The sequence below is a fragment of the Bacillus sp. BS1807G30 genome (assembly GCF_040047675.1).
GTDB lineage: Bacteria > Bacillota > Bacilli > Bacillales > Bacillaceae > Bacillus > Bacillus altitudinis.
Map to the genome: position 1 here is coordinate 440,565 of NZ_CP157353.1, position 22,487 is coordinate 463,051.

The 22,487-nt window shown below is 43.5% G+C and carries 23 protein-coding genes; 13 read left to right on the forward strand and 10 right to left on the reverse strand.

The genetic code is table 11. The features are described from left to right. Positions 1-9: 9 nt before the first annotated feature. Positions 10-1,434 (reverse strand): PLP-dependent aminotransferase family protein, encoded by a 1,425-nt coding sequence (locus ABG082_RS02140; protein ID WP_317328629.1) that lies wholly within the window; start codon positions 1,432-1,434, stop codon positions 10-12. Between the two features lie 108 nt (positions 1,435-1,542). Here ABG082_RS02140 and gabT point away from each other — a divergent pair, with 108 nt between their 5' ends. From gabT to ABG082_RS02155, 3 genes are read left to right on the forward strand one after another with little or no spacing between them, the layout of a single operon-like run. Beyond that, the gene (gabT, locus tag ABG082_RS02145; protein WP_008347230.1) at positions 1,543-2,859 is read left to right on the forward strand and encodes a 4-aminobutyrate--2-oxoglutarate transaminase; all 1,317 of its coding nucleotides are present in this window, start codon (positions 1,543-1,545) and stop codon (positions 2,857-2,859) included. A gap of 21 nt (positions 2,860-2,880) precedes the next feature. Next, positions 2,881-4,269 carry an APC family permease gene (locus ABG082_RS02150; RefSeq protein ID WP_008347228.1) on the forward strand — a complete coding sequence of 463 codons (1,389 nt, stop codon included), beginning with the start codon at positions 2,881-2,883 and terminating at the stop codon, positions 4,267-4,269. Then, positions 4,244-5,638, forward strand: coding sequence for an NAD-dependent succinate-semialdehyde dehydrogenase (locus tag ABG082_RS02155; protein WP_017358511.1), 1,395 nt, complete (start codon positions 4,244-4,246; stop codon positions 5,636-5,638). Before ABG082_RS02150 ends, ABG082_RS02155 begins: the two co-directional genes overlap by 26 nt. A gap of 45 nt (positions 5,639-5,683) precedes the next feature. Here ABG082_RS02155 and ABG082_RS02160 read toward each other — a convergent pair whose 3' ends face one another. The 3 genes from ABG082_RS02160 to ABG082_RS02170 all read right to left on the reverse strand — a co-directional run bounded on the left by ABG082_RS02160 (position 5,684) and on the right by ABG082_RS02170 (position 8,676). After that, on the reverse strand, positions 5,684-6,280 hold the full coding sequence (locus tag ABG082_RS02160; RefSeq protein WP_050826954.1) for an NAD(P)H-dependent oxidoreductase: 597 nt from the start codon (positions 6,278-6,280) through the stop codon (positions 5,684-5,686). Positions 6,281-6,410: 130 nt separating this feature from the next. Continuing rightward, positions 6,411-7,025, reverse strand: coding sequence for a DUF1775 domain-containing protein (locus ABG082_RS02165; RefSeq protein WP_008347220.1), 615 nt, complete (start codon positions 7,023-7,025; stop codon positions 6,411-6,413). Positions 7,026-7,041: 16 nt separating this feature from the next. Then, positions 7,042-8,676 carry a copper resistance protein CopC gene (locus tag ABG082_RS02170; protein WP_342494499.1) on the reverse strand — a complete coding sequence of 545 codons (1,635 nt, stop codon included), beginning with the start codon at positions 8,674-8,676 and terminating at the stop codon, positions 7,042-7,044. Between the two features lie 500 nt (positions 8,677-9,176). On the opposite strand from ABG082_RS02170, the gene ABG082_RS02175 reads away from it, so the two are divergent. From ABG082_RS02175 to ABG082_RS02190, 4 genes are all read left to right on the forward strand, one after another. Continuing rightward, positions 9,177-10,619 carry a PTS mannitol transporter subunit IICB gene (locus ABG082_RS02175; protein ID WP_342494500.1) on the forward strand — a complete coding sequence of 481 codons (1,443 nt, stop codon included), beginning with the start codon at positions 9,177-9,179 and terminating at the stop codon, positions 10,617-10,619. Between the two features lie 95 nt (positions 10,620-10,714). Beyond that, complete coding sequence (locus tag ABG082_RS02180) at positions 10,715-11,149, forward strand: PTS sugar transporter subunit IIA (RefSeq protein WP_173407761.1); 435 nt, start codon at positions 10,715-10,717, stop codon at positions 11,147-11,149. A gap of 1 nt (position 11,150) precedes the next feature. Next, complete coding sequence (locus ABG082_RS02185; protein ID WP_342494501.1) at positions 11,151-12,272, forward strand: mannitol-1-phosphate 5-dehydrogenase; 1,122 nt, start codon at positions 11,151-11,153, stop codon at positions 12,270-12,272. A gap of 96 nt (positions 12,273-12,368) precedes the next feature. Further along, complete coding sequence (locus ABG082_RS02190; RefSeq protein WP_342494502.1) at positions 12,369-14,117, forward strand: methyl-accepting chemotaxis protein; 1,749 nt, start codon at positions 12,369-12,371, stop codon at positions 14,115-14,117. Positions 14,118-14,161: 44 nt separating this feature from the next. Here the strand turns inward: ABG082_RS02190 and ABG082_RS02195 are convergent, their stop codons facing one another. Genes ABG082_RS02195 through ABG082_RS02205 form a run of 3 tightly spaced genes read right to left on the reverse strand, consistent with a single transcriptional unit; the run spans position 14,162 to position 16,443 of the window. Then, positions 14,162-15,028: an RnfABCDGE type electron transport complex subunit D gene (locus tag ABG082_RS02195; RefSeq protein ID WP_342494503.1), complete on the reverse strand. Its 867-nt coding sequence runs from the start codon at positions 15,026-15,028 to the stop codon at positions 14,162-14,164. Further along, positions 14,986-15,963, reverse strand: a complete 978-nt coding sequence (locus tag ABG082_RS02200) for an FAD:protein FMN transferase (protein WP_342494504.1) — start codon at positions 15,961-15,963, stop codon at positions 14,986-14,988. Before ABG082_RS02200 ends, ABG082_RS02195 begins: the two co-directional genes overlap by 43 nt. Before the next feature lie 15 nt (positions 15,964-15,978). Further along, positions 15,979-16,443, reverse strand: a complete 465-nt coding sequence (locus tag ABG082_RS02205; protein WP_007498114.1) for an FMN-binding protein — start codon at positions 16,441-16,443, stop codon at positions 15,979-15,981. A gap of 342 nt (positions 16,444-16,785) precedes the next feature. On the opposite strand from ABG082_RS02205, the gene ABG082_RS02210 reads away from it, so the two are divergent. Continuing rightward, complete coding sequence (locus tag ABG082_RS02210) at positions 16,786-17,178, forward strand: RidA family protein (RefSeq protein WP_007498112.1); 393 nt, start codon at positions 16,786-16,788, stop codon at positions 17,176-17,178. A 43-nt stretch (positions 17,179-17,221) separates the two neighbouring features. Here the strand turns inward: ABG082_RS02210 and ABG082_RS02215 are convergent, their stop codons facing one another. From ABG082_RS02215 to ABG082_RS02225, 3 genes are read right to left on the reverse strand one after another with little or no spacing between them, the layout of a single operon-like run. Then, a complete protein-coding gene (locus tag ABG082_RS02215; protein WP_019743142.1) occupies positions 17,222-17,464 on the reverse strand; it encodes a DUF2651 family protein in 243 nt (80 codons plus the stop codon). Positions 17,465-17,495: 31 nt separating this feature from the next. Beyond that, a complete protein-coding gene (locus tag ABG082_RS02220; RefSeq protein WP_019743141.1) occupies positions 17,496-17,789 on the reverse strand; it encodes a DUF5316 family protein in 294 nt (97 codons plus the stop codon). Between the two features lie 25 nt (positions 17,790-17,814). After that, positions 17,815-18,192: a VOC family protein gene (locus tag ABG082_RS02225; protein WP_008347199.1), complete on the reverse strand. Its 378-nt coding sequence runs from the start codon at positions 18,190-18,192 to the stop codon at positions 17,815-17,817. A 184-nt stretch (positions 18,193-18,376) separates the two neighbouring features. Between ABG082_RS02225 and ABG082_RS02230 the strand changes: the two genes are divergently transcribed. The 5 genes from ABG082_RS02230 to ABG082_RS02250 all read left to right on the forward strand — a co-directional run bounded on the left by ABG082_RS02230 (position 18,377) and on the right by ABG082_RS02250 (position 22,486). Next, positions 18,377-18,643: an excalibur calcium-binding domain-containing protein gene (locus tag ABG082_RS02230; RefSeq protein ID WP_019743140.1), complete on the forward strand. Its 267-nt coding sequence runs from the start codon at positions 18,377-18,379 to the stop codon at positions 18,641-18,643. A gap of 117 nt (positions 18,644-18,760) precedes the next feature. Next, the gene (locus ABG082_RS02235) at positions 18,761-19,516 is read left to right on the forward strand and encodes a Cof-type HAD-IIB family hydrolase (RefSeq protein ID WP_008347194.1); all 756 of its coding nucleotides are present in this window, start codon (positions 18,761-18,763) and stop codon (positions 19,514-19,516) included. A gap of 173 nt (positions 19,517-19,689) precedes the next feature. Then, entirely contained in the window at positions 19,690-20,448 is a 759-nt protein-coding gene (locus tag ABG082_RS02240) for a 5-oxoprolinase subunit PxpA (protein ID WP_008347192.1), read from the forward strand. 24 nt (positions 20,449-20,472) lie between these two features. After that, complete coding sequence (locus ABG082_RS02245) at positions 20,473-21,690, forward strand: NRAMP family divalent metal transporter (RefSeq protein ID WP_008347191.1); 1,218 nt, start codon at positions 20,473-20,475, stop codon at positions 21,688-21,690. A 4-nt stretch (positions 21,691-21,694) separates the two neighbouring features. Next, positions 21,695-22,486, forward strand: coding sequence for a putative hydro-lyase (locus ABG082_RS02250; protein ID WP_136944935.1), 792 nt, complete (start codon positions 21,695-21,697; stop codon positions 22,484-22,486). The last annotated feature ends 1 nt before the right edge of the window (position 22,487 follow it).

Consider the following 22,487-nt stretch of genomic DNA (forward strand, 5'->3'; position numbering starts at 1 on the left):
TGAGCTGTTTTATTTCCCATAAATCGAGTCATACAGACGTTTCACCGCTGGCTTAATATCCTCTGGCCGCATATGAGAGAAACCGAGGACAAGCGGGACAAAGCCTTCTTTGTGACCAGGCACATGCTCATCAAGGGTAAAACGGTCCATCCCATACATTTTCAGCTTTCGGTCTTTGGCACGCTGTAAAATCTCATGCTGCGTCCGATCTGAGCGGAATTCTGCAATAAAATGCAGCCCTGCATTTTCCCCGATAATCCGTACGTTGTCACGAAAGACAGTTTCGAGCTCCCCAATGAGCTGTTTTCGTTTTTCCTCATATAGCCCATTCATTCTTTTAATATGCCGCTGATAGGCGCCATCTTTTATAAAATAAAGAAGGGTGTATTGTGTAAAAAGGTTGGCCGTTTGGATGAAAAAGTGCTGTTCTTCCTTATAGCGTCTTAATAAATGCTGTGGCAGCACCATGTAGCTTATCCTTAAGCCGGGCAGCAATGATTTCGAAAAGGTCCCCATATAAATGACTTTGTCATATCGATCAAGGCTTTGTAGCGCCGGTATGCTGTCTGTGCCGTACTTAAATTCACTGTCATAATCGTCCTCAATGATATAGCGGTCTGGCTGATCAGCTGCCCAGTTTAACAGTTGTATCCGCCGGGAAATTGGCATGATCACACCTGTTGGAAACTGATGAGAAGGTGTAATGATCAAGACATTCGGCTTTTTTTTGTGAATGTCGCTCATCCGCACCCCTTTTCGATCAATGCCAATCGTTTCAATGCGGTGATGATTGTTTTTCAGCATTTGATACAGTCTGCGGTAGCCGGGGTTTTCTAATCCGTATATTTGATCAGCTGGAAGAATGCTTGATAACGAATGAATGAGCGACTGTGTACCCGCACTTAAAATGAGCTGCTCAGGGTAGCATTTGACCCCTCGTGCAAGTCCAATTAGCCGGGCAATCGTTTCCCGCAGCTCATAGACGCCTTGTGGGTGCGGCAGCTCACCAAAGGCTTCTTGGTGGAGATGAATCGCTTTTTGTTCACTTTTCAGCCAACTTTTAAAAGGAAAATTGGCTGTATCAACAGAAATATGTGAAAAGGAATACCAGTCATTTCGCTCAATCGAATTCTCTTTTAAATCCGCTGGAAGGGAAGAGGGTTTCAGTTGACCTGATTCATGAAATGTTTCAAGTGATTCCACAAAAAAACCTTTCCGTTCAACTGAATATAAATATCCTTCGGCAAGCAGTTGTTGATAGGCGCCATTCACTGAATTGACGCTGACATTTAAGGTATCGGCTAACTCTCGTTTAGACGGTAATTGATCGTGCGGCTGCAGGTTGCGGTTTAAAATTTCCTCTTTAATTTTTGTATAAATTTGATGATAAATAAATCCGTTTTCCCCTGATTGATCTAGTTGAATTGTCAGCATCTCGCCATGTCATCCTCTCTGATACCATGAAAAAAATGATATTGGTACTTTCTATCATACCAAAAAATATTCAGAATAATAAAAAAGACATAAAGGGGATGGATGACAATGAGTCAAACGACAACAAACCGTTTTTCAACAGAGGAATGGCAGGGGAAAAGAGATCAATACGTCGCAAGAGGCGTAAGTAATGGCAACCGTCATCTTGCAGCGAAAGGGAAGGGAGCCGAGCTTTTCGATATCGACGGCAATCGTTTTATCGATTTTGCAGGGGCCATCGGTACATTAAATGTAGGACACTCCCATCCAAAGGTTGTGGAAGCAGTCAAAGCGCAGGCAGACAGCCTGATTCACCCAGGATTTAATGTCATGATGTACGAATCCTATATCGAATTAGCAGAAAAGCTATGCCACCTCACACCAGGCGACCACGACAAAAAAGCCATTTTCTTAAATTCAGGTGCAGAAGCAGTTGAAAATGCAGTGAAAATTGCCCGTAAATATACGAAAAGACAAGCGGTTGTCTCATTTACAAGAGGGTTCCACGGAAGAACGAATATGACGATGAGCATGACAAGCAAGGTCAAGCCTTATAAATTTGGATTCGGCCCATTTGCATCAGAGGTCTATCAAGCGCCGTATCCTTATTACTATCAAAAACCTGAAGGATTAAGCGATGCAGCCTACGACGAATACATCATTGATCAGTTCAATCAATTCTTTGTCGCAACCGTTGCACCAGAAACGGTCGCTTGTGTGGTCATGGAGCCAGTCCAAGGGGAGGGCGGATTCATTGTACCATCGAAGCGTTTTGTACAACACGTCGCTTCATTCTGCCAGCAGCATGGGATCGTATTCGTGGCAGATGAGATCCAAACAGGATTCGCAAGAACAGGGAAATACTTTGCGATTGAACACTTCGATGTGGTGCCAGACTTAATCACTGTGTCAAAATCACTTGCAGCTGGCCTGCCGCTGAGCGGTGTCGTTGGCAGAAAAGAATTACTGGATGCAGCGGACCCAGGGGAGCTAGGGGGAACGTATGCTGGCAGTCCATTAGGCTGTGTTGCAGCTTTGGCTGTACTAGATATTATTGAAACAGAACAACTGAATGAACGATCTGAACACATTGGACAAGTCATTGAGGACAAAGCGAATGAGTGGAGAAGTAAGTACTCATTCATCGGGGAAGTCCGGCGATTAGGGGCAATGGCGGCCATTGAAATTGTGGAAGATCAAAAAACGCGTACACCAGATAAGAAGACAGCCGCAGCGATTGCAGCCTATGCAAACAAGCACGGACTACTCTTATTAACGGCAGGGATCAATGGGAATATTATTCGCTTTTTAACACCACTTGTCATCACAGATGAGCTGCTGCAAGAAGGACTAGGGATCATCGAAGACGCCTTCACAGCACGCTAAACAACAAAGGGGGATGGTTGTATGCAAAAACAACAAATGGCTAAAACCATGTCGCAGTCAGACGTACTGTTTTTATCCATTGGTGCAATGCTTGGCTGGGGCTGGGTTGTACTTTCGGGAGATTGGATTTTAACAGCTGGATTTTTAGGAAGTGTGATTGCCTTTGTCATAGGGGGCATTCTCGTCATCTTTATTGGACTAACGTATGCAGAGCTTTCCTCTGCGATTCCAGAAACAGGCGGAGGACTCGTCTTTGTCCAGCGGGCATTTGGGATCAAATCAGCGTTTGTCTCCGCATGGGGCGTATTGTTCGGTTATGTGTCCGTGATTACGTTTGAAGCTGTCGCACTTCCGACAGTCATTGACTATGTCATTCCAACACAGCATGTTGGTTTCCTATGGAATATAGGAGGATGGGATGTTTACTTTACATGGGTATTGATTGGATCTGGCGGTGCGTTGTTTTTAACAGCTCTCAACTACATTGGCGCAAAGCCTGCTGCTATTTTTCAATCGGTGTTCACAGTGGCCATTATCCTGACAGGTTTTCTTCTATTAGGCGGAGCTACATTTAATGGAGATTTTGCAAACCTTGAGCCGATGTTTCAAGGCGGGGTTGGCGGTCTGATGGCTGTGTTAGTGATGATTCCCTTTTTATTCGTTGGGTTTGATGTCATCCCGCAGGTAGCGGCGGAGATTAACGCACCGAAGAAGATCATCGGGAGAATTTTGATTATCTCCATTGTGAGTGCGGTTGTATTTTATCTGCTCATTGTCTTTGGAGTAGCGGCAGGGTTGTCAAAAGGTCAGCTTGAGGCTTCATCACTAGCAACAGCAGATGCCATGGTACAGCTTCTTGGTCATCAGGCGTTTGGGACTGTGCTTGTCATTGGTGGTGTAGCAGGCATTGTGACGAGCTGGAATGCATTTATCATTGGTGCAAGCCGTATCCTATACGCAATGGCGGAAAGAGGCATGATTTCCAAATGGTTTGCGTATATTCATCCGAAGTATAAAACACCGACAAATGCCATTTTGTTCTTAGGTGCATTGGCCTTTTTTGCACCATTACTTGGCCGCCCTGCCCTCGTGTGGATTGTCAATGCAGGCGGTGTGGGCATCATCGTTGGGTATTTGATTGTGTCCATTGCCTTTATGAAACTTCGCAAGACAGAACCTGAGCTTGAGCGTCCATACCGCATTAAATATTGGCGGACGACCGGCGTTTTAGCCATTGGCCTTAGTTTCCTTTTTCTTTCATTTTATTTTCCAGGGATGCCGGCTTCCTTATCATGGCCAGCTGAATGGATATTGCTTTTAGGTTGGGCACTCATTGGGTATATACTATATGTAATGAATCCAAGAACGAAGGAGAAGGTAGAGCATGACAAACGAACTCAAAGTGTATAATCCTGCAACCGGAGAAGAAATTGCCTCAGTTGCTCAGCATACAAAAGAACAGATTGAAGATGCGATCACTCGCTCACACAAAGCATTCAAAACATGGGCAAAAACGTCAGCCCATGAACGTGCAAATATCATTCGCAAGTGGTTTGATCTCATGATCGAGCATAAAGAAAGACTTGCAAAAATCATCACAGAAGAAAACGGGAAGCCGTATCAAGAAGCATTAGGGGAAATCGTCTATGCCGCTGGATATATTGAGTGGTACGCAGAGGAAGCAAAGCGGATTTACGGCAGAACGATCCCGTCTCATACGACAAACAAACGCCTATTTGTCACAAAGCAGCCAGTCGGTCCTGTTGCGGCCATTACACCGTGGAATTTCCCTGCGGCGATGATTACAAGGAAGGCGGCACCAGCGCTTGCGGCGGGCTGTACGTTTATCGTGAAACCTGCTGAAGACACGCCGCTTACGGCCATTGAGCTTGTGAAATTAGGCCATGAAGCCGGAATTCCAGAGGATGCCTTGCAATGGGTGATTGGAGATGGAAAAGAAGTGGGGGAAATCTTCACAGATAGTCCATTGATCCGCAAGATCACATTTACTGGCTCAACACCAGTTGGAAAACATCTCATCAAAAACAGTGCGAGCACGGTTAAACACGTTTCTATGGAACTTGGCGGTCATGCCCCGCTGATCGTAGATAAGGACGCCAACCTTGAATTGGCTGTGAAACAAGCAGTGGCATCTAAATTCCGTAATGCAGGTCAGACGTGTGTTTGTGCCAATCGCTTAATCGTCCATGAAGAAATTCATGAAGCATTTGCGCAAAGCTTTAGCAAAGAAGTGGAAAAGCTGAAAGTAGGAAATGGGTTTGAGGAAGGAACGTCCATCGGACCGATTATTAATAAGCGAGGTTTTAATAAAATTGTCGACCAAATTCAAGATGCTGTGGATAAAGGGGCGAAAGTTCTTGTCGGCGGCGATACACATTTTGACGATGAGAAGTCGTATTATTTTGTTCAGCCGACGGTGCTAACTCATGTCGACCCTTCCATGAACATTATGCATGAAGAGACGTTTGGTCCAGTTGCACCAATTACGACATTTAGCACTTTAGATGAAGCCATTGAATTAGCAAATGATACACCTTTTGGACTTGCGGCTTATTTCTTTACAGAGAATTACCGCAATGGTCTCTATATATCTGAGAATCTAGATTACGGGATTATTGGCTGGAATGACGGGGGACCATCCGCTGTGCAGGCACCTTTCGGCGGTATGAAAGAGAGCGGTATTGGCCGTGAAGGCGGCATCGAAGGCATCGAGCCTTATTTAGAAACAAAATATGTGTCAATTGGTTTAGACGAATAACATGTGAAAAAGACTGTCCGAGAAGCCTCGGCAGTCTTTTTTATGTTAAACAGCCGGTGGGAAAAGTTGATCCACCGTTTCTTTTGTTTCTTTGAGAATCTCGTGGATGTCGTCTGCAGATGCTTGTTCCATGCTGCTGAACAAGAGCCGTTCGACTGGCTCAACGCCGATCAGATCGAAGGCGGCTGTATCTGTCGTCATGTGATGGCTGGGGGTGATGATCATATTTGAATCAAGAAAGGTCCTCGGTGCATCATGCGTATTAATAATGACCCCTTTTTTGTCTCGAAGCAGATTTTTCACCACTCCGTTTTCATTGATCTCATACGCAAACCCCTCTGAAAAAACGCGCTCCACATAACCCTTTAGCATCGCCGGCAAGCCTGTCCACCATATTGGAAAGATAAACGTGAGGACATCAGCTTGTTGAATCAGCTTTTGCTCTCTTTGAATCGGTGCCGGCACATGTCCGTTTCTCATGGCAACCTTTTCTGCTGTTGTCAGCTCTGGCGGAAAGCCAATGCTATACACATCACGAACCGTCACATGATGACCATTGTTCAAAAGAGTGCTTACAACAAGATCTAATAGGGTTTGATTTAAGCTTTGCTGGGGATGAGCAAATATGATTAGATGGTTCATCTCATAGCCTCCTAGGTGGTCATGTGTCTCATTATGGCACGCACAAGTATCCTATTCAATCCTATATTGGAAATGATAGGTTGGGAAAATAAAAAGCGACCGCTTGAAAAAACGATCGCTCATGTAAGGTTTATTTCTTTCTAAAAGTAAGTCCAAGTGCAATCAATGCCACAACTAAGCCTGCAATGGACAGACCAAGAACAAGTGGTGAAGAAGAAGCAGAGGCTGTTTCAGATGCCTTTTCTTCTTTTGGTTTTTCTTGACCATGTGAATCCGTTACGGTATTAGACGCAACAATGTTTGTGATCGAATGAGGCTTATCAGCGTCCTTGTCGCCAGTCCATTCAACTACTGTTCCATCCTTGTAATATTGATAGGCATCCCATGCCGCTTCGCTGGCTTTTTCAGGGTTTTTTGCGACAAACACGAATTGCTGGAACTGGCCAGCAAGGACACCATCGCCAGTTGCTTCCCAAGTGACTCTTGTGACTTTTCCGTTTTTCTCTTCAGTTGTTGTTTTCCAGCCAGGCACTGGCTCGTATTGCTGGAATTCTACGCCTTTAGGCATCGTGATGACAACCTTTGTTGTCGGACTGTCGCTTTCAGAAGGTACTTTTAACGTATAGGTTTCCCAAGCATTCGTTGCAGATGTATCAGGTTTGACTGTCACGTGTGCACTCACAGGAATCGCCAGTAAAAATGAAGCGAGAAGCATTGGTAATAAAGCTTTAACGTATTTTTTCATATGATATGAACTCCTTTTAGTTTCTTCTAATGAATGTCGTATCGATGTTGTCAAAAGAACCAGTTAATGCATGAATCTCAATTTTCCAAGTGCCTTTTTCATTTAGTAAGAGGTTTTCAGCCGAGAAGTGTCCATTCTTTAATCGCTGCAGCTGAAATTCGTTTGGCGTTTCATCACCGAACAAGGAGACTTTGTGGATCTTAGCTGTCACAGATTGAATGTCTGTGATCGTTTGTCCATCCTTCTTCGTAAATGCCACCTCGAACGTGTTTTTACCTGGAGCATTCGGGGTAATGCTCAAAGACACAAGGTCACGATGCTCCACCTGATTGGCTCCAAAGAATGGCTCTGGTGCAGGCGGCGGAGGGCTTGGGATATTGGTGAATACGGCTGTTAATAGTAAAATAGCGATCCCAATGATCCACTCTGCTCGTAAAGATACGTTTCGTTTCTGCTTCTTTTCCCATCTCAGCATCAAATAATGGACGAGCCCAAGGAGACCCATGATGATAAATAAACCAAGTTTGATTAAGAAGGTGCGTCCATAAGCTGATTGGAAAAGGGCATCAAATGATTGCAGAATAAAAATCGCATTCACAAACCCAGAAAACACAATCAGTCCAACTGAGAGCAGTGCCCACGGATGAAAAGCTGTCAGGGTGCTGCGTATGAGCGGCTGATCTTCATTCGGCAGTTTCTTCATCAAAAGAAGGACAATGGCTGTTAAGCCGCCGACCCAAATAGATGCAGAAATGAGATGAATGAAATCAAGTGACGTTGTCAGTATTTTATTATCTGTAGCGGCTGGATGACCGATTTGTGCTTTCAGCCAAAGAAGCACGATGAAAATGAGCAGTGGAAACAGCCATACCCGGAAGGAAGTGAAGTTTCCTTTTTTCATCGCCACAATTGTCCAGATCGTCAGTAGAACAAATGACGCCATTAGCATCATCCACAGACTCCCACCCGAAGTCGACGCAATGGTTTCTTGTAAAAGCGATGGTTGAAATGCCCCTAAAAAGGACACGTCTGCCGCTGATTTTGTTTGAATCGGCAGCTGGAACAAGAGTGCTCCGCCCATCATGATCAGTGAAACAGTCAAAAGTCGCTTCATTCGCCGGGCTAAAACGTCGGTTATGGGCGCTTTAAACCATAGAAGCCCAAATAAAATGGTTCCAAGAAATAAGCTAAATGACGTATACAGAAAGGCTTTGTCAATGGTTGAAGCCATATCAATGGATTCACTTGATTGTCCTTGATCTAATTGATCAAATCCTCCATCCGCTTTTCCGATACTAAATGGAATCATGCCAGACACAGAGTGCCCATCGGCTGATACCGCATTCCACTGAATGGTGTAAATGCCTTTTGGTAAATTCTTTTTTAAAGCTGCTTCCATGATCTTTTGCTCTTTGATGACCGTATCTCCTTGATCCACACGATCCCCTTTTGCATTAAACACCTTAATGGCATGAAATCCGCTTTCGATTCCTTCACTAAAGGTGATCGAGACTGCAGAAGGCTGCTGATCCAGCTCTTCATTTGCTACTGGATTTGAGCTCACCACATATGCATGAGCAAATGCTTCTTTTGGCATGAAAAAGGAGAACATGAAGATGAGCAGCAGAAGCCACTTACTATATTTCAACAATGTGAATAACCGCCTTTCTACCTATGAAAATGTCTCATGTATCAGAAAGAAAGCGGCAGTAAACTGTGAGTCACAGAAAAACCGCTCTTTCTATTGTACCGCCCACTCTAAAAGGTAAACGAAACAAATAGCAAGATGGTTCACTTTTTCTGTGTCATGTCTGCGCAGACGTTTCTTGAATGTTTGATCAATATAAGCCTATTCGATTTAAGTAGAGGAAACAAGAAGTGACCATTTAAAAGTTGTGAAATTCCAATGAATTTTGCGCCAAAACAACAGTAGATTCAACTTTTACCCCGCTATCATCTATGGTATGCCGAGAGGTGTCACATTATTTTTCAATTTTGTCACACACTAAGTGACAAAGTGACATTTAGTTTCAATTGAAGGAAAAGTGAAAGCGTTTTACGATAGGTATAAGGGCTTCACTGACTCTTGTTCTTATATCTTTTGACCTATAAAGCCCGAAATAAAGGGAGAGAAGAAAGGGGTTTTCACAGATGCAGGAAAAAAGCGGATTCCGCGTGAAAGTACAGCGCTTTGGAAGCTATTTAAGCGGCATGATTATGCCGAATATTGGTGCATTTATTGCATGGGGACTTATTACAGCTTTGTTCATTCCAAGTGGTTATCTTCCGAATGAGCAATTAGCTACACTCGTTGGACCGATGATTAACTACTTACTGCCGCTCTTAATTGGTTACACAGGCGGTAAACTCGTCTATGACCATCGAGGCGGAGTGCTCGGTGCTACGGCTACGATTGGGGTCATTGTTGGCTCAGACATTCCAATGTTTTTAGGTGCCATGATCATGGGGCCGCTGGGCGGTTATCTTATTAAGAAAATCGACCAGCTGTTCAAAGACCGAATCAAATCTGGCTTTGAAATGCTTGTGAATAACTTTACGGCAGGTATCCTCGGTGCCATTCTTGTTGCCATTGCATTCTATGCTATCGGCCCAGTGGTACTAGGTCTGAATAAAGCCCTTGCGGCAGGTGTAGATATCATTGTCAATGCTCATTTACTACCGCTGGCAAGTATCTTCATTGAACCTGCAAAAGTATTATTCTTAAACAACGCGATTAACCAAGGTATTTTAGGTCCGTTAGGGGTCGAGCAAGCAGCGAAGACAGGGCAATCTGTTCTGTTCTTGCTTGAAACAAACCCAGGGCCAGGCTTAGGTGTTCTTCTTGCGTATATGTTCTTTGGAAGAGGAAATGCGAAACAGTCTGCACCAGGTGCCATTGTCATTCAGTTCTTAGGAGGAATCCATGAAATTTACTTCCCGTACATCTTAATGAAACCAAAACTCATTTTGGCTGTCATTGCAGGGGGAGCAAGTGGTGTCCTGACGTTCACATTATTAAATGCAGGATTAAAAGCTGTGCCGTCACCAGGAAGTATTATTGCGCTTATGCTGATGTCTCCAAAAGGCGGTCACCTTGCCGTTTTAGCAGGGGTTGTCGTAGCAGCTATCGTATCGTTCCTTGTTGCATCTGTCATTTTGAAAGCGTCTAAAGAAGTTGACGAAGATTTAACAGCAGCAACAGAAAAGATGCAGGACATGAAAGGCAAGAAAAGTGCAGCAGCCGCTGCTCTTACGGCACAAAAAGAAGACTCTCAAGCAAACGAGCAAGCAGCATCTCCAAGTGATGTCAATCCAGATGACGTGAATAAAATCATCTTTGCCTGCGATGCAGGGATGGGTTCAAGTGCAATGGGTGCGTCCATTCTGAAAAACAAAGTGAAAAAGGCAGAGCTTGATATCGATGTGACAAACACATCGATCAGCAACATCCCAGACGATGCGGATGTGGTCTTTACTCATAAAGATTTAACAGACAGAGCAAAGGCAAAGCTGCCAGGCGCTGTGCATATCTCAGTGGATAATTTCTTAAACAGCCCGAAATATGATGAGCTGATTGAGAAATTGAAAAAATAACATGACGAAACGGGTTGAGTCCAATTTTTCCTAATTGAACTCCCCGTTTTGGTTGTTTTCCTGATTTTTATTCTAAAAAAGGTGTGTGATCATGTATGAAACAAGTACTTTCTAAAGACAATATTTTTCTAAACGAACAAGCAGGTTCTAAAGAAGAAGCCATCAAAAAAGCAGGCGAAGTCCTCGTAGCAAACGGCTATGTCACAAGTGATTATGTCGACAAAATGTTTGAAAGAGAAAACATCTCTTCTACATTTATGGGGAACGGTATTGCGATCCCTCATGGAACAGAGGATGCGAAAGCGGCTGTCCTTCATTCAGGGATTTCCATTATCCAAATTCCAAATGGTGTGGAATATGGTGAAGGAAATGTGGCGAAAGTCGTCTTTGGGATCGCTGGGAAAAACAACGAGCATCTTGATATTCTTTCTCAAATTGCGATTGTCTGTTCAGAAGAAGAAAATGTAGAACGGATCATTCATGCAAAGGATCAGGATGAACTGATCGCCATCTTTAACGAGGTGAACTAACATGAAGGCACTTCATTTTGGAGCAGGGAATATTGGCAGAGGGTTTATCGGATCTTTGTTAAAGACATCAGGCTTTGAGCTTGTCTTTACCGATGTGAATGAAGAGGTCATCAATGAGCTGAATGAAAGAGGAGAATACACGGTTGAACTCGCAGCACCAGGGCAGAAGCAAGAAGTAGTCGGGCCAGTATCAGCGATCAATTCTTCGCAAAACCCAGCGGCATTAACAGAGGCCGTTGCCACAGCCAATTTGATTACAACAGCTGTTGGACCAGCCGTATTGAAGATCATTGCCTCATCGATTGCTGAAGGATTAAAACAAAAAAAGCCGGACCATATCATCAACATCGTGGCATGTGAAAATATGATTGGGGGAAGTGCTCATTTAAAAGAAGCGGTGTTCTCTCATTTAACAGCAGATGAGCAAGCAGCGATATCACAAACCGTTGGCTTTCCGAACGCTGCGGTTGACCGCATTGTTCCGATTCAGCACCATGAGGACATTCTCAAAGTGTCGGTTGAACCATTTTTCGAGTGGGTCATTGATGAGACGGGCTTTATTGGAGATGTTCCTCAAATTGACGGAGCGAATTTTGTCCAAGATTTGACGCCGTATATTGAACGGAAGCTCTTCACCGTCAATACAGGACATGCACTAGCGGCTTATGTCGGGTATCAGCAAGGCGTAAAAACCATTAAAGAAGCTGTTGATACACCAGACATTCGTCAGGTAGTCGAAGGTGCCCTTCATGAAACGGGCAGTTATTTAATTGACGCATATGGCTTCCGAGAAGAAGAACATGATGCGTATATTCAAAAAATCATCAAGCGATTTGAAAATGCTTTTATTTCCGATGAAGTGACTCGTGTCGCACGCTCTCCGATTAGAAAGCTGGGAGCAGATGACCGTTTAATCGGTCCAGCGAAAAAGATCAAGCAGCCAGTGTACTTAATCAAAGGGATCGCTGCTGCTTTGGCTTACGACTTTGCAGAAGACGAAGAAGCGGTTCGCTTGCAGGCATTAAGGAAAGAAAAAGGCATTGAAGGTGTGCTTCAAGAGGTATGTGGACTCAAACCTGAAGACGATCTCTATCAAGACATCCTCAAAGAAACCGAGCGATAATCAAAAAATCCCTTTCTAACGTGAAAGGGATTTTTCTATGACTTTTTTAATACTTTCCCCTGCATGACGATATATGTAGTAAGGGGGAATTAGAACATGAAAAAGAAAGCGTTTGCTTCGAGAAGTGTCTTTTTTCAATTGATGTCAGCCATTATCGTTATTACAATTTTAACAGGCGGACTTGTAGGAACAACGGGGTATTTTTTAGCGAAAAATGTCTTAATTGATGCAGGGAAAGCAGATTTAAAACACATCGTAAATGGAGCGATGGCCACTCTTGAACAATTGAACGACCGTGTGGAGAACAAAGAACTGACGCTTGAACAGGCGCAGGAACAAGCCCGTATTTACTTGAGCGGGCCTAAAAATGACAACGGCAAAGGGTACCAATTTCAAAAATCAGATTTTATCTATAAAAATAAAGGCTACCTTGTCGCATATGGAGCCGATTATTCATCACAGGTTCATCCGGTTAACGACATTGGCGTCATCCCAGATGATACGACAAACCGTCAAAAAATGGTCGCTGGAGCCACAGCAAAAGGCGAGGATGCACACTATATCACCTATATGGATAAAGACGATGCCACGGGGGAAGAAAAGCAAAAACTCGCTTATATGAACCAGTTTACACCGTGGAATTGGAGTATAGGAATCGCCGTATTTCAGGATGAATTTTATAAAGAACTAGAGCAGATGAAGCTCTATATTATTCTCATTACAGCAGGTGTCGCTCTTTTAAGTATGGGTGTCTTTTATTTGGCAGCCCGAGGTAAAGTGAGACTGCTTAAGCAAGTCACGGCTGCTTCAAAAGAAATTGCGGCGGGCAATCTTGAACGCACCAGCTTAAAAGAAACCTCGGATGAAATTGGGCAGTTGGCAAAAGGCTTTAATCATATGTCAGGAGAGCTTAGAGCACTTGTGAGCGGTTTGCAGGAAACGAGCAGCCAGCTCGTCGAATCTGCGACAGATCTATCCGCCATCTCTGAAGAAACATCCGCCAGCAGTGAAGAAATTGGCCGAGCAATTGGAGATATCTCAACTGGGACCCTTCATCAGGCATCAGACCTTGAGGTAGCCAATCAACAAATGACTCAGTTCAATCAATCCATTGAAAACGTCAAAGAACAAAGCGACCAGATCAAACGAATTTCAGACCAGTCGAACCAATCTTCCCAGCAGGGTCAGCAAATTGTCCAGCAATTAAAACAATCAAATGAGCAATCCATTCAGGCATCTCAAGGCATTCGATCAGGGATTGAGCAATTAAGTACAAAAGTACAAGATATTTCACAAATCACAGATACCATTGAAAGCATTTCAAATGAAACGAACTTACTGGCCCTGAATGCGAGCATTGAAGCAGCTCGTGCAGGAGAGCATGGCAAAGGATTCTCGGTTGTGGCGAGTGAAGTGCGGAATTTAGCTGAACAGACAAAGCAATCAGCTGTTCAAATCCAGCAGATGATTCAAGGCATTAAAGAAGAAACGACGTCTACAGCTGGCATGATGTCCAAAACAATGGATCGTTTTGCCGAGCTTGATGAAGCGGTTCACGCAACAGAACAAGAATTCAATTCCATCTCTACATCGATTTCACAAACCATCGTTGAAACGAATACGATGGCAAAAGAGCTGAACACATTACTGGAACAAAACGACCTCATCACAAAAGCGATGCATGGTGCAGCGCATATTTCTCAAGAAAATGCCGCTGCGATTGAAGAAATCACTGCATCTACTGACGAACAAGTCACCGCCATCTCCAATGTGGCGAAGGCAGCAGAAAGGCTCAATGAGCTAAGCATGCGATTGAATCAAGATATTGCACGTTATCGTTTATAAGGTATGGTCAAACGGACGTCGAAAAGTCGATGTCCGTTTTTTATTTAGACGACTTTCGTCCGTATTGCCCGTCGCTTTTGATTTGTTTGGTACGTTCGATAGGCTTTCCAAGCATTGGCACATAAAAGCCCTGTGAGTAAGTAAGATAAGCTGTTAAATAAATAGAAGTCCACACATGAAACGACAGCACACAGGATACCAAAGATGATTTGATCACGATTCTTTGCGGGTGAAGTAGGTGGATCAGTCAACATAAAGAACGCAAGGAACAAGACGGCATTCAAGTAGGGCGTCATAAAAGCAGATGAAGCATCCGTTAAGCCAATGAACCCCAATATGAGGTGAATAAGGCCGTATGCGGCTAGAAAGGCGAAAACTTGCGGGAACTTTTGTACGCGGCTTGTCACCAAATAACCGCCGACCATCACAAGGATTATGGTCCACCAAGGTAGAAGAGACATACCGCCCCACCAGCTTTGATTGGAAGAAAATAAAATGACTGAGAGCCATAAACCAAATGCGGCTGGATTCAAAATTGGTTTCTTTTGATAAGTGATGACATGCTTAGATAAAATGGCCGCTGTGGCTGTGAAAACAGATACAGCAAAAGAAGTGGCTGGACTTAGAACAATGCCAATAATCAGCCCTGTGAGCAGAGCTCCATCAGGGAATGTGTGTTTATTGTTTTTCAAAATCACTCTTGAAATAAAAACGTCAAGAATCAGTGCTGTCCCAATGCTAGTGGCAACTGTAGTGAGACCACTAAGAAATCCAGTGTGCAGACTCCCGGCGGCTAGAAGAATCAAAAGAATGGCGATGGCATACCGTTTCGGCGTCCGAATGTAAGTTTTTAGTGAAGGCGATGATTTCAACAGTGTTTGGTCTGTGGTTGATGCTGGCTGTAATTCCATGATTGAACCTCCTTCATCTCCGGTGTTAGGGTCATATCAGCATCTTGATCCACCATTACGGCAGGTATTTCATGTTCGGCTAAAAATGAATAACCCTCTTCTCGACCTAATAAAAAAGCAGCTGTCGATAGACTATCGGCGAGCATACCGAGTGGTGCAATGACGGTACAGCTTAACAAACTTTGTTCAGACTGTTTCGTTTGAGGGTGAATCAAATGGTGCGTATGAGGATCATAACGGCTGATCCGTTCATAGCTGCCAGATGTACAAATCGCACAATTAGTCGTTTGAATGACCGAGATGTTGGTCTGTTTGTGAATGGGATGCCGAATCCCAATTGTCCACTCTTCTTGTTGTTCGTTAAATCCAGATACCAACACATCTCCGCCAGCATTCATCATAAAGCCTTCCCATGCTTCAAGTTCTTTTGCTGCAAGATCGCATGCGAATCCCTTTGCAATAGAACCAAAATCCAAAATAAGCGGTTTGTTCAAATAAATCGTCCGATTCATCTCGTTTAACTGGACGTCACGGTAATGAACAGCTGTATGTGGTACGTCATGTGATGAAAAAGTTTTTCCTGTCGTATATAAACGATCGAATCCTTTTTGTTCCATGATTTTTCCGATGGTTGGATCATACTTGCCATTTGTTAACTCGGCTAACTCTAACGCATAGGCTGTTAAATCGAAAAGCATTTCACTGACAACTACCTCTTGCTTTGAACGATTGGCTAACTTCATGACTTCAGAATCAGAGCGGAAACGGCTAAAACGATGCTCGATATCGTAAAAAATGGAAAAGGCACGGTTGATGTCTTCTAAAACAGCCCGTCGATCTTCTTCATAGGCAACCACTTGAATATTGATAACAGTTCCCATAGCCAGCATGGATTTTTGAAAAGTAATGAGTTTTTGTTGTCCTAACCATTTCATCATAGTGTCTCCTCTCTATGCCTTTGCCTGCTCTAAAGCCTGAGCAACGGCTGTTTCAAAATCCTGAGTACTTAATGTTGCGCCGCTCACCGTATCTACATCAGCACTTTGTCTAATGACCACTTCATTGGGTAATGATGAAATGGAGCTTTGTCCGTATCTAGTGTTATCACTCGTAATCTCGACAGAAGTGATATTTCCTTGTTTGATGGTAACAGATACACTGATAGAGCCAATCTCATTTGATCCAGTACCAGAGAAAGTACCATCCTTGAGTTCAGTTTCTGAAGTGGTATCTTCTGTTTGAGTGGCGGTAGTATCTGATGTGAGAGATGTATCGTTTGAAGAAGCGTCTGCTTGTGTATTTGATTGTGCTGTCTGAACGGCTTGCGCGTGATGGGTAGTTGCATAACCAGTGATGTATAAGCTGCTGATGGCTGCGGTGCAAAGACTAATCATTTTCTTATTTATTTTTGCCATGATGTATCCTACCTCCTATTACGATCTACTATATAGAAGAAATTTGAACAAACCATGAACAAGAAAAGAACGATTTTAGATAATAGGCAATAAGAATCAAGATATTACACGTTATCATTTATTTTTGACTGTGGTTCATTTATCAGGTAGGATGAAATAAATCTAAACCTTGCTCACGCAATCAAAAGGAGTGTTTCGGCCATGAAAAAGAAAATATTGATGTTCTTACCTTGTGGCTACGGATACTCCACTGCTGTTTTCTTTTAGAATAGACAAAAATTGGTGAAGTCTGTCTACAGGAGGAAAAACACGCAGAAAAATCATAGTGAGTGAGGGATTTACATGGAAAAAATCACGAGAAAAAACCCGGAAAGTATGCCGAAACCCGTTGGCAACTACAGTCATATCACAAGGGTGCCAAAGGGTGCGGGGTTATTTGTGACATCAGGTCAAGTAGGGACAGGAGCGGATGGACAGATCCCATCAAGCTTAAACGACCAAGTCACCAATACGTTTGAAAATATAAAGAGAATCCTTGCATCAGAAGGATTGAATGAAGAACACGTCATCAAAGTCAATATTTGGGCAACAGAAGAAATTGATTGGGATCATCTATATCCACAGTGGGATGCAATCTTCAAAACGGCATATCCATCAATGACCGTTGCCTATGTGACTGCATTAGGGTGGCCAGAGCTGAAAATCGAAATAGAGCTATGGTGTGCAGATATTTAATCAAAAAAAGAACAGTGCAAACTGTTCTTTTTTTGATGAGTATTTATGAAACAACTTGGAATCGCTTTGTAATGAATGCACCGAGAAATGCACAGGCTGTGTAGATGATGACCCAAATGAGAAAGGTTTTATTTCCACCAATAGAGGTGAACATTAGAATCACACTCGCTACCAGCACAATCAATGTAGGAAACCAAATGTTCTTTAAAAACAATGTGCCGAAAATGCCAATCAGCACAGAGATCATAGGTAAACCAAATATAACGAATAAGACAAAAACAGCCATGTTGATCACTCCTTTGAACCAAATCAACTATTTACATAAAAACATATAATAGTGCAGCACCCATATGCGGAAGGGCAAAGATGATGAAAAGAAACGCCGTATCAAGACGAAACATCCGGTGTTCTTTTGTTTCAGAGTGATAGGCCGCTCGTGCCTCGTCCCCGTTGGTCCATGCACCCATAAGAAATCCAGACACGACGAATGCAATAATAGAGATTCCACCACTGACAAACCCAATCCATTCATGGTGCTGTAATATGAGCGCCGCACTGCAAATCACCAGCATGGAGCAAACACCAACAAAAAAAGCATGTTTCTTTCTCATTACGCTTCACTCCTTCGGACAGCTATTAGGAGACCGCATCACATATTTCAATGAAATGTCCATCAGGATCAGACACATAACTGACCGTTTGTCCCCACGGCTTCTTAGCAGGTTCCTTGATGACAGGTACCCCTTTTTCCTTCAAAGACGCAATGGTTTCATTCACATCATCCACAACAAAGCCAATCTCAAACGTTTGTGATGAGCTGACTGCCTCTGGAACAGGCAGCCCAAGTGCCTCTTTCACATCTTGGCGTGAATTAATCGATAGGGTGACTTCTCCTGTATCAAACTCAACATAGGATTCAACCCTCAATTTAATCGGGAAACCGAGGATATGATGGTAGAACTGAATACTTGCTTCAACATCGTTTACATATAGAATGGTATATTTCATTTTCATGTGGAAAGCTCCTCTCTTCATATACGTGTCAAAACCGGAAAGGTTTCCCACTCATTTTACCACATAGGTCATAAGATTCATTGAATTCCAAAAAAACCAATATTTTCACCTCAATCGTCTTGAAAAACAAAATGTGGTGACATATGATAAAAATGTAAAATGAGAAAAAATAGGGGGAACTTACATGTTAAAAAAAATCATGGTCACTGTCTTGTCTTTCGGTCTTTTACTTAGCTTTACACAAGTTGACACACACACAGCGGATGCAAAGACAGTCAAGTACAAAAACTGCAAAGCACTCAACAAAGTATATAAAGGCGGCGTGGCAAAAAGCAAAAATACGAAAAACAAAGGTGGAAAAACGAAGTACAAGCCTTATGCATCAAAAGCACTTTACTTAAAAAATAAACACCTTGACCGTGATAAAGACGGCATTGCGTGTGAACGTTAAAAAGACCTGTCACAAGGTCTTTTTTCTATGGGATCAAACTCGTCCCTTTGTGCCATCTTCATCTTTATATTAAAATAAAGATAGATTCAAAAAATGATACAAAGTGGGGTACTCAATTTGTCAACACAAGCTGATAAGAAAGACATCCGATTGATTGCCATTGATATGGATGGCACGCTGTTAAACAGTGAGCACGTCATTCCTGAGGAAAATAAACAAGCCATTAAAGAAGCAGAAGCCAAAGGGGTCCATGTGGTGATTAGCACAGGACGTACGCTGATGACATGCCGAGAGCTGGTCGAGCCGCTGAAACTCTCTTCCTATCTTGTCACAGCGAACGGAAGTGAAATTTGGGATTCAAACTTCCAGTTGATCGAACGAGAACTACTGCATCCCGATCACGTTCAGATGATGTGGGATCTAAAAAACAGATACGAAACCGATTACTGGGCATCTACTGTGGATAAAGTGTGGAGAGGAGAATTCCCAGAACGCATTCATGACCACGAATGGCTGAAATTTGGTTTTGATATTCATGACGATGCTGTTCGTGAGGAAGTCCTCCATACATTGAAAACAAATGGACAGCTAGAAATCACGAATTCCAGTCCAACCAATATCGAAGTCAATGCAGCAGGCATTAACAAAGCGGCAGCTCTTGCAAAAGTTGCAGAACGCATTGGCTGTACAATGGACAACGTCATGTCACTTGGCGACAGCCTGAATGATATGGCGATGATTCAAGAAGCCGGATTAGGCATCGCAATGGGCAATGCACAAGAAGTTGTGAAAGAAGCGGCTGATTGGATTACGGCTCCTAATACAGAGCATGGGGTAGCAAAAGCCATCCAGCATTGGGTGCTGTCTAAATAAATGAGTAGAAAAAGTGAGAGGATATGACCTCTCACTTTTTTTGTTTTCTACTAGTTCTATTGTTATATTTTCTGACAATTTCATGTGCAGTCTATCCAAAGTTGGTATAATCAATATAAATTCGAATATTCGGACTTTCTATTCCGCAATTCGGAACGACAAGGAGGGGTTCTATGTATCAAGTGGATATTAACTGTGATTTGGGAGAAAGTTTTGGTCAATACACGATCGGTTCAGATGAACAAATTCTTGAATATGTTACCTCAGCCAATATTGCATGCGGTTTTCATGCGGGAGATCCAACTGTGATGAGAAAGACGGTTAAAATGGCACTGGATAAAGGGGTCCAAATTGGTGCACATCCAGGTCTGCAAGATTTAGTCGGTTTTGGCAGACGTCCAATCGCGATCTCAGCAGAGGAGGCCTATGATCTTGTGATCTATCAAATTGGTGCACTATCAGCCTTTCTGAAAGCAGAAGGCGGTACGATGCAGCACGTCAAACCACACGGCGCCCTTTACAACATGGCGGCTAAAAATACTGAATTATCTGAATCAATTGCGAAGGCTGTGTATGATATTGATCCTAACCTTGTGTTATTTGCGCTGTCAGGCAGTGAACTTGCGTCAGCAGGGGAAAGAATCGGTCTTCAAGTGGCACATGAAGTTTTTTCTGATCGGACGTATCAACCAGACGGGACATTGACATCCCGCCGTGAACCTCATGCACTCATTGAAGAGGATGAAAGGGCAGTTCAGCAGGTCATCCGTATGGTAAGAGAGGGGAAAGTGCGGACAGTGCAAGGGGAAGATGTTCAGCTCAAAGCAGATACGGTGTGCATCCACGGAGATGGCAGTCACGCGCTTCAATTTGCAAAAACCATTACAGCGAAGCTAAAAGAAGCCACTATTCAACTCAAGGCCTTTCGATAAATCGTCATCAAAGGGGGAAACAGCATGAAAAGAGAGAAAGCCAAACAGATGAAAGCTCCAAAAGGGAACCGTTCTATGCTGATGGGCGCAGCCTTTTTAATGGCAACGTCCGCCATTGGACCGGGATTTTTAACACAAACAACGGTGTTCACACAGCAGCTCGCAGCTAGCTTTGGGTTTGTCATCTTGATTTCTATTTTGCTAGACATTTTTGCGCAAACAAATGTATGGCGTATCATTGCCGTCTCGGAAAAAAGAGGACAGGACATTGCCAATATGGTTCTGCCGGGTCTCGGATATGTGTTAGCCTGTTTGATTGTCATTGGGGGTCTTGCCTTTAATATTGGAAATATCGCTGGTGCGGGTCTCGGTTTTCAGGTCATATTCGGCGTCGATCCCCGCATAGGGGCTGGGGTCAGTGCAGTCATTGCCATTCTCATTTTTGTCATCAAAGAGGCAGGAAAAGCGATGGACCGATTCACACAAATCGCTGGTTTTGTCATGATTGGTCTGATGCTGTATGTGGCTATTTCCACAGCACCGCCAGTTGGAGAAGCGGTCATGAGAACTTTCGTGCCAGAGAAAATTGACATGTTATCAATTGTCACACTTGTCGGCGGGACAGTTGGTGGCTATATCGTTTTTGCTGGTGGTCATCGTCTGCTGGATGCTGGCATTAAGGGGAAGGATGCATTGCCGCAAGTGACGAAAAGTTCCATTTTCGGTATTTTGATCACATCCGTGATGCGTGTGGCTTTATTTTTAGCCGTTCTAGGAGTTGTCTCAAAAGGCTTACAGATTGATCCATCGAACCCGCCTGCGTCTGTTTTTCAATTAGCATCTGGAAATGTTGGATATAAAATGTTCGGGATTATTATGTGGGCTGCCGCCATTACCTCAGTCATTGGAGCAGCATACACCTCCGTTTCCTTCTTTAAAACCTTCTCACCAAAAATCGAGAAAAATCAACGAGGCATTATCGTTGGATTCATTGCGCTCTCGACCATTTGTTTTATCACGATTGGAAGACCTGTGAACATATTGATTTTGGTTGGGGCCATCAATGCATTGATCTTGCCGCTTGCACTCGGAACATTGCTGATTGCTGCCTATAAAAAAGAAATTGTCGGTGATTATCGCCATCCATTCTTTTTGACAGCAACAGGTGCGTTTGTTGTTGTCATCATGGCAATCATGGGCGGATATACCATCATGAATGAAATTCCAAAACTATGGAGCTGATCACATGAAAGCATATCAAACCTATAAGCCGTCACAAATAAGGGAATTGATTCGTAAGCAGAAGATCACAGGACCAACGGCTGGCTTTGCTGAGGGATTTGCGCAAGCCAACTTAATGATCGTCAAAAAAGAGCTGGCCTTCGATTTTCTTTTATTTTGTCAGCGGAATCCGGCTTCGTGCCCTTTGCTTGATGTGCTCGACCCAGGTGATCCAGTGCCAAGGCGTTCAGCACCTGATGCGGATATTCGAACGGATTTCCCTAAATATCGTGTTTACAAAAAAGGGGTTCTTCAAGAAGAGGTAACAGATATTTCTTCCTATTGGGAGGATGATATGGTGGGCTTTCTCATCGGATGCAGCTTTACGTTTGAGCATGCACTGATGCTGAATGACATTCCTGTCCGCCATATTGAAGACGGTCATAATGTACCAATGTATCAAACGAACATTCCATGTGAAAGGGCAGGTGTATTCCATGGTCCGATGGTTGTCAGTATGAGGCCGATCCCAGCGCATCAAGTCACAAGAAGTGTTCAGGTGACGTCTAGATTCCCATCGGTACATGGCGGTCCTATCCATATAGGTGATCCAGCTGTGATTGGCATTGAACATGTAGATCAACCAGACTTTGGAGAACCATCTGTGATCAAAGAAGGTGAAGTCCCGGTGTTTTGGGCATGTGGTGTGACGCCGCAAGCCATTGTCATGCACACTAAGCCAGACATTGCGATCACCCATGCACCCGGTCATATGTTTATCACAGATGTAAGAGATCAAAAGCTCGGTGTCCTGTAGA

Excerpts from the sequence above, each read along its gene's own strand:
- ABG082_RS02140 (WP_317328629.1), bottom strand. The coding sequence starts at position 1,434 with ATGCTGACAATTCAACTAGATCAATCAGGGGAAAACGGATTTATTTAT.
- gabT (WP_008347230.1), top strand. The coding sequence starts at position 1,543 with ATGAGTCAAACGACAACAAACCGTTTTTCAACAGAGGAATGGCAGGGG.
- ABG082_RS02150 (WP_008347228.1), top strand. The coding sequence starts at position 2,881 with ATGCAAAAACAACAAATGGCTAAAACCATGTCGCAGTCAGACGTACTG.
- ABG082_RS02155 (WP_017358511.1), top strand. The coding sequence starts at position 4,244 with ATGACAAACGAACTCAAAGTGTATAATCCTGCAACCGGAGAAGAAATT.
- ABG082_RS02160 (WP_050826954.1), bottom strand. The coding sequence starts at position 6,280 with ATGAACCATCTAATCATATTTGCTCATCCCCAGCAAAGCTTAAATCAA.
- ABG082_RS02165 (WP_008347220.1), bottom strand. The coding sequence starts at position 7,025 with ATGAAAAAATACGTTAAAGCTTTATTACCAATGCTTCTCGCTTCATTT.
- ABG082_RS02175 (WP_342494500.1), top strand. The coding sequence starts at position 9,177 with ATGCAGGAAAAAAGCGGATTCCGCGTGAAAGTACAGCGCTTTGGAAGC.
- ABG082_RS02180 (WP_173407761.1), top strand. The coding sequence starts at position 10,715 with ATGAAACAAGTACTTTCTAAAGACAATATTTTTCTAAACGAACAAGCA.
- ABG082_RS02185 (WP_342494501.1), top strand. The coding sequence starts at position 11,151 with ATGAAGGCACTTCATTTTGGAGCAGGGAATATTGGCAGAGGGTTTATC.
- ABG082_RS02190 (WP_342494502.1), top strand. The coding sequence starts at position 12,369 with ATGAAAAAGAAAGCGTTTGCTTCGAGAAGTGTCTTTTTTCAATTGATG.
- ABG082_RS02195 (WP_342494503.1), bottom strand. The coding sequence starts at position 15,028 with ATGGAATTACAGCCAGCATCAACCACAGACCAAACACTGTTGAAATCA.
- ABG082_RS02200 (WP_342494504.1), bottom strand. The coding sequence starts at position 15,963 with ATGAAATGGTTAGGACAACAAAAACTCATTACTTTTCAAAAATCCATG.
- ABG082_RS02205 (WP_007498114.1), bottom strand. The coding sequence starts at position 16,443 with ATGGCAAAAATAAATAAGAAAATGATTAGTCTTTGCACCGCAGCCATC.
- ABG082_RS02210 (WP_007498112.1), top strand. The coding sequence starts at position 16,786 with ATGGAAAAAATCACGAGAAAAAACCCGGAAAGTATGCCGAAACCCGTT.
- ABG082_RS02215 (WP_019743142.1), bottom strand. The coding sequence starts at position 17,464 with ATGGCTGTTTTTGTCTTATTCGTTATATTTGGTTTACCTATGATCTCT.
- ABG082_RS02220 (WP_019743141.1), bottom strand. The coding sequence starts at position 17,789 with ATGAGAAAGAAACATGCTTTTTTTGTTGGTGTTTGCTCCATGCTGGTG.
- ABG082_RS02225 (WP_008347199.1), bottom strand. The coding sequence starts at position 18,192 with ATGAAAATGAAATATACCATTCTATATGTAAACGATGTTGAAGCAAGT.
- ABG082_RS02230 (WP_019743140.1), top strand. The coding sequence starts at position 18,377 with ATGTTAAAAAAAATCATGGTCACTGTCTTGTCTTTCGGTCTTTTACTT.
- ABG082_RS02240 (WP_008347192.1), top strand. The coding sequence starts at position 19,690 with ATGTATCAAGTGGATATTAACTGTGATTTGGGAGAAAGTTTTGGTCAA.
- ABG082_RS02245 (WP_008347191.1), top strand. The coding sequence starts at position 20,473 with ATGAAAAGAGAGAAAGCCAAACAGATGAAAGCTCCAAAAGGGAACCGT.
- ABG082_RS02250 (WP_136944935.1), top strand. The coding sequence starts at position 21,695 with ATGAAAGCATATCAAACCTATAAGCCGTCACAAATAAGGGAATTGATT.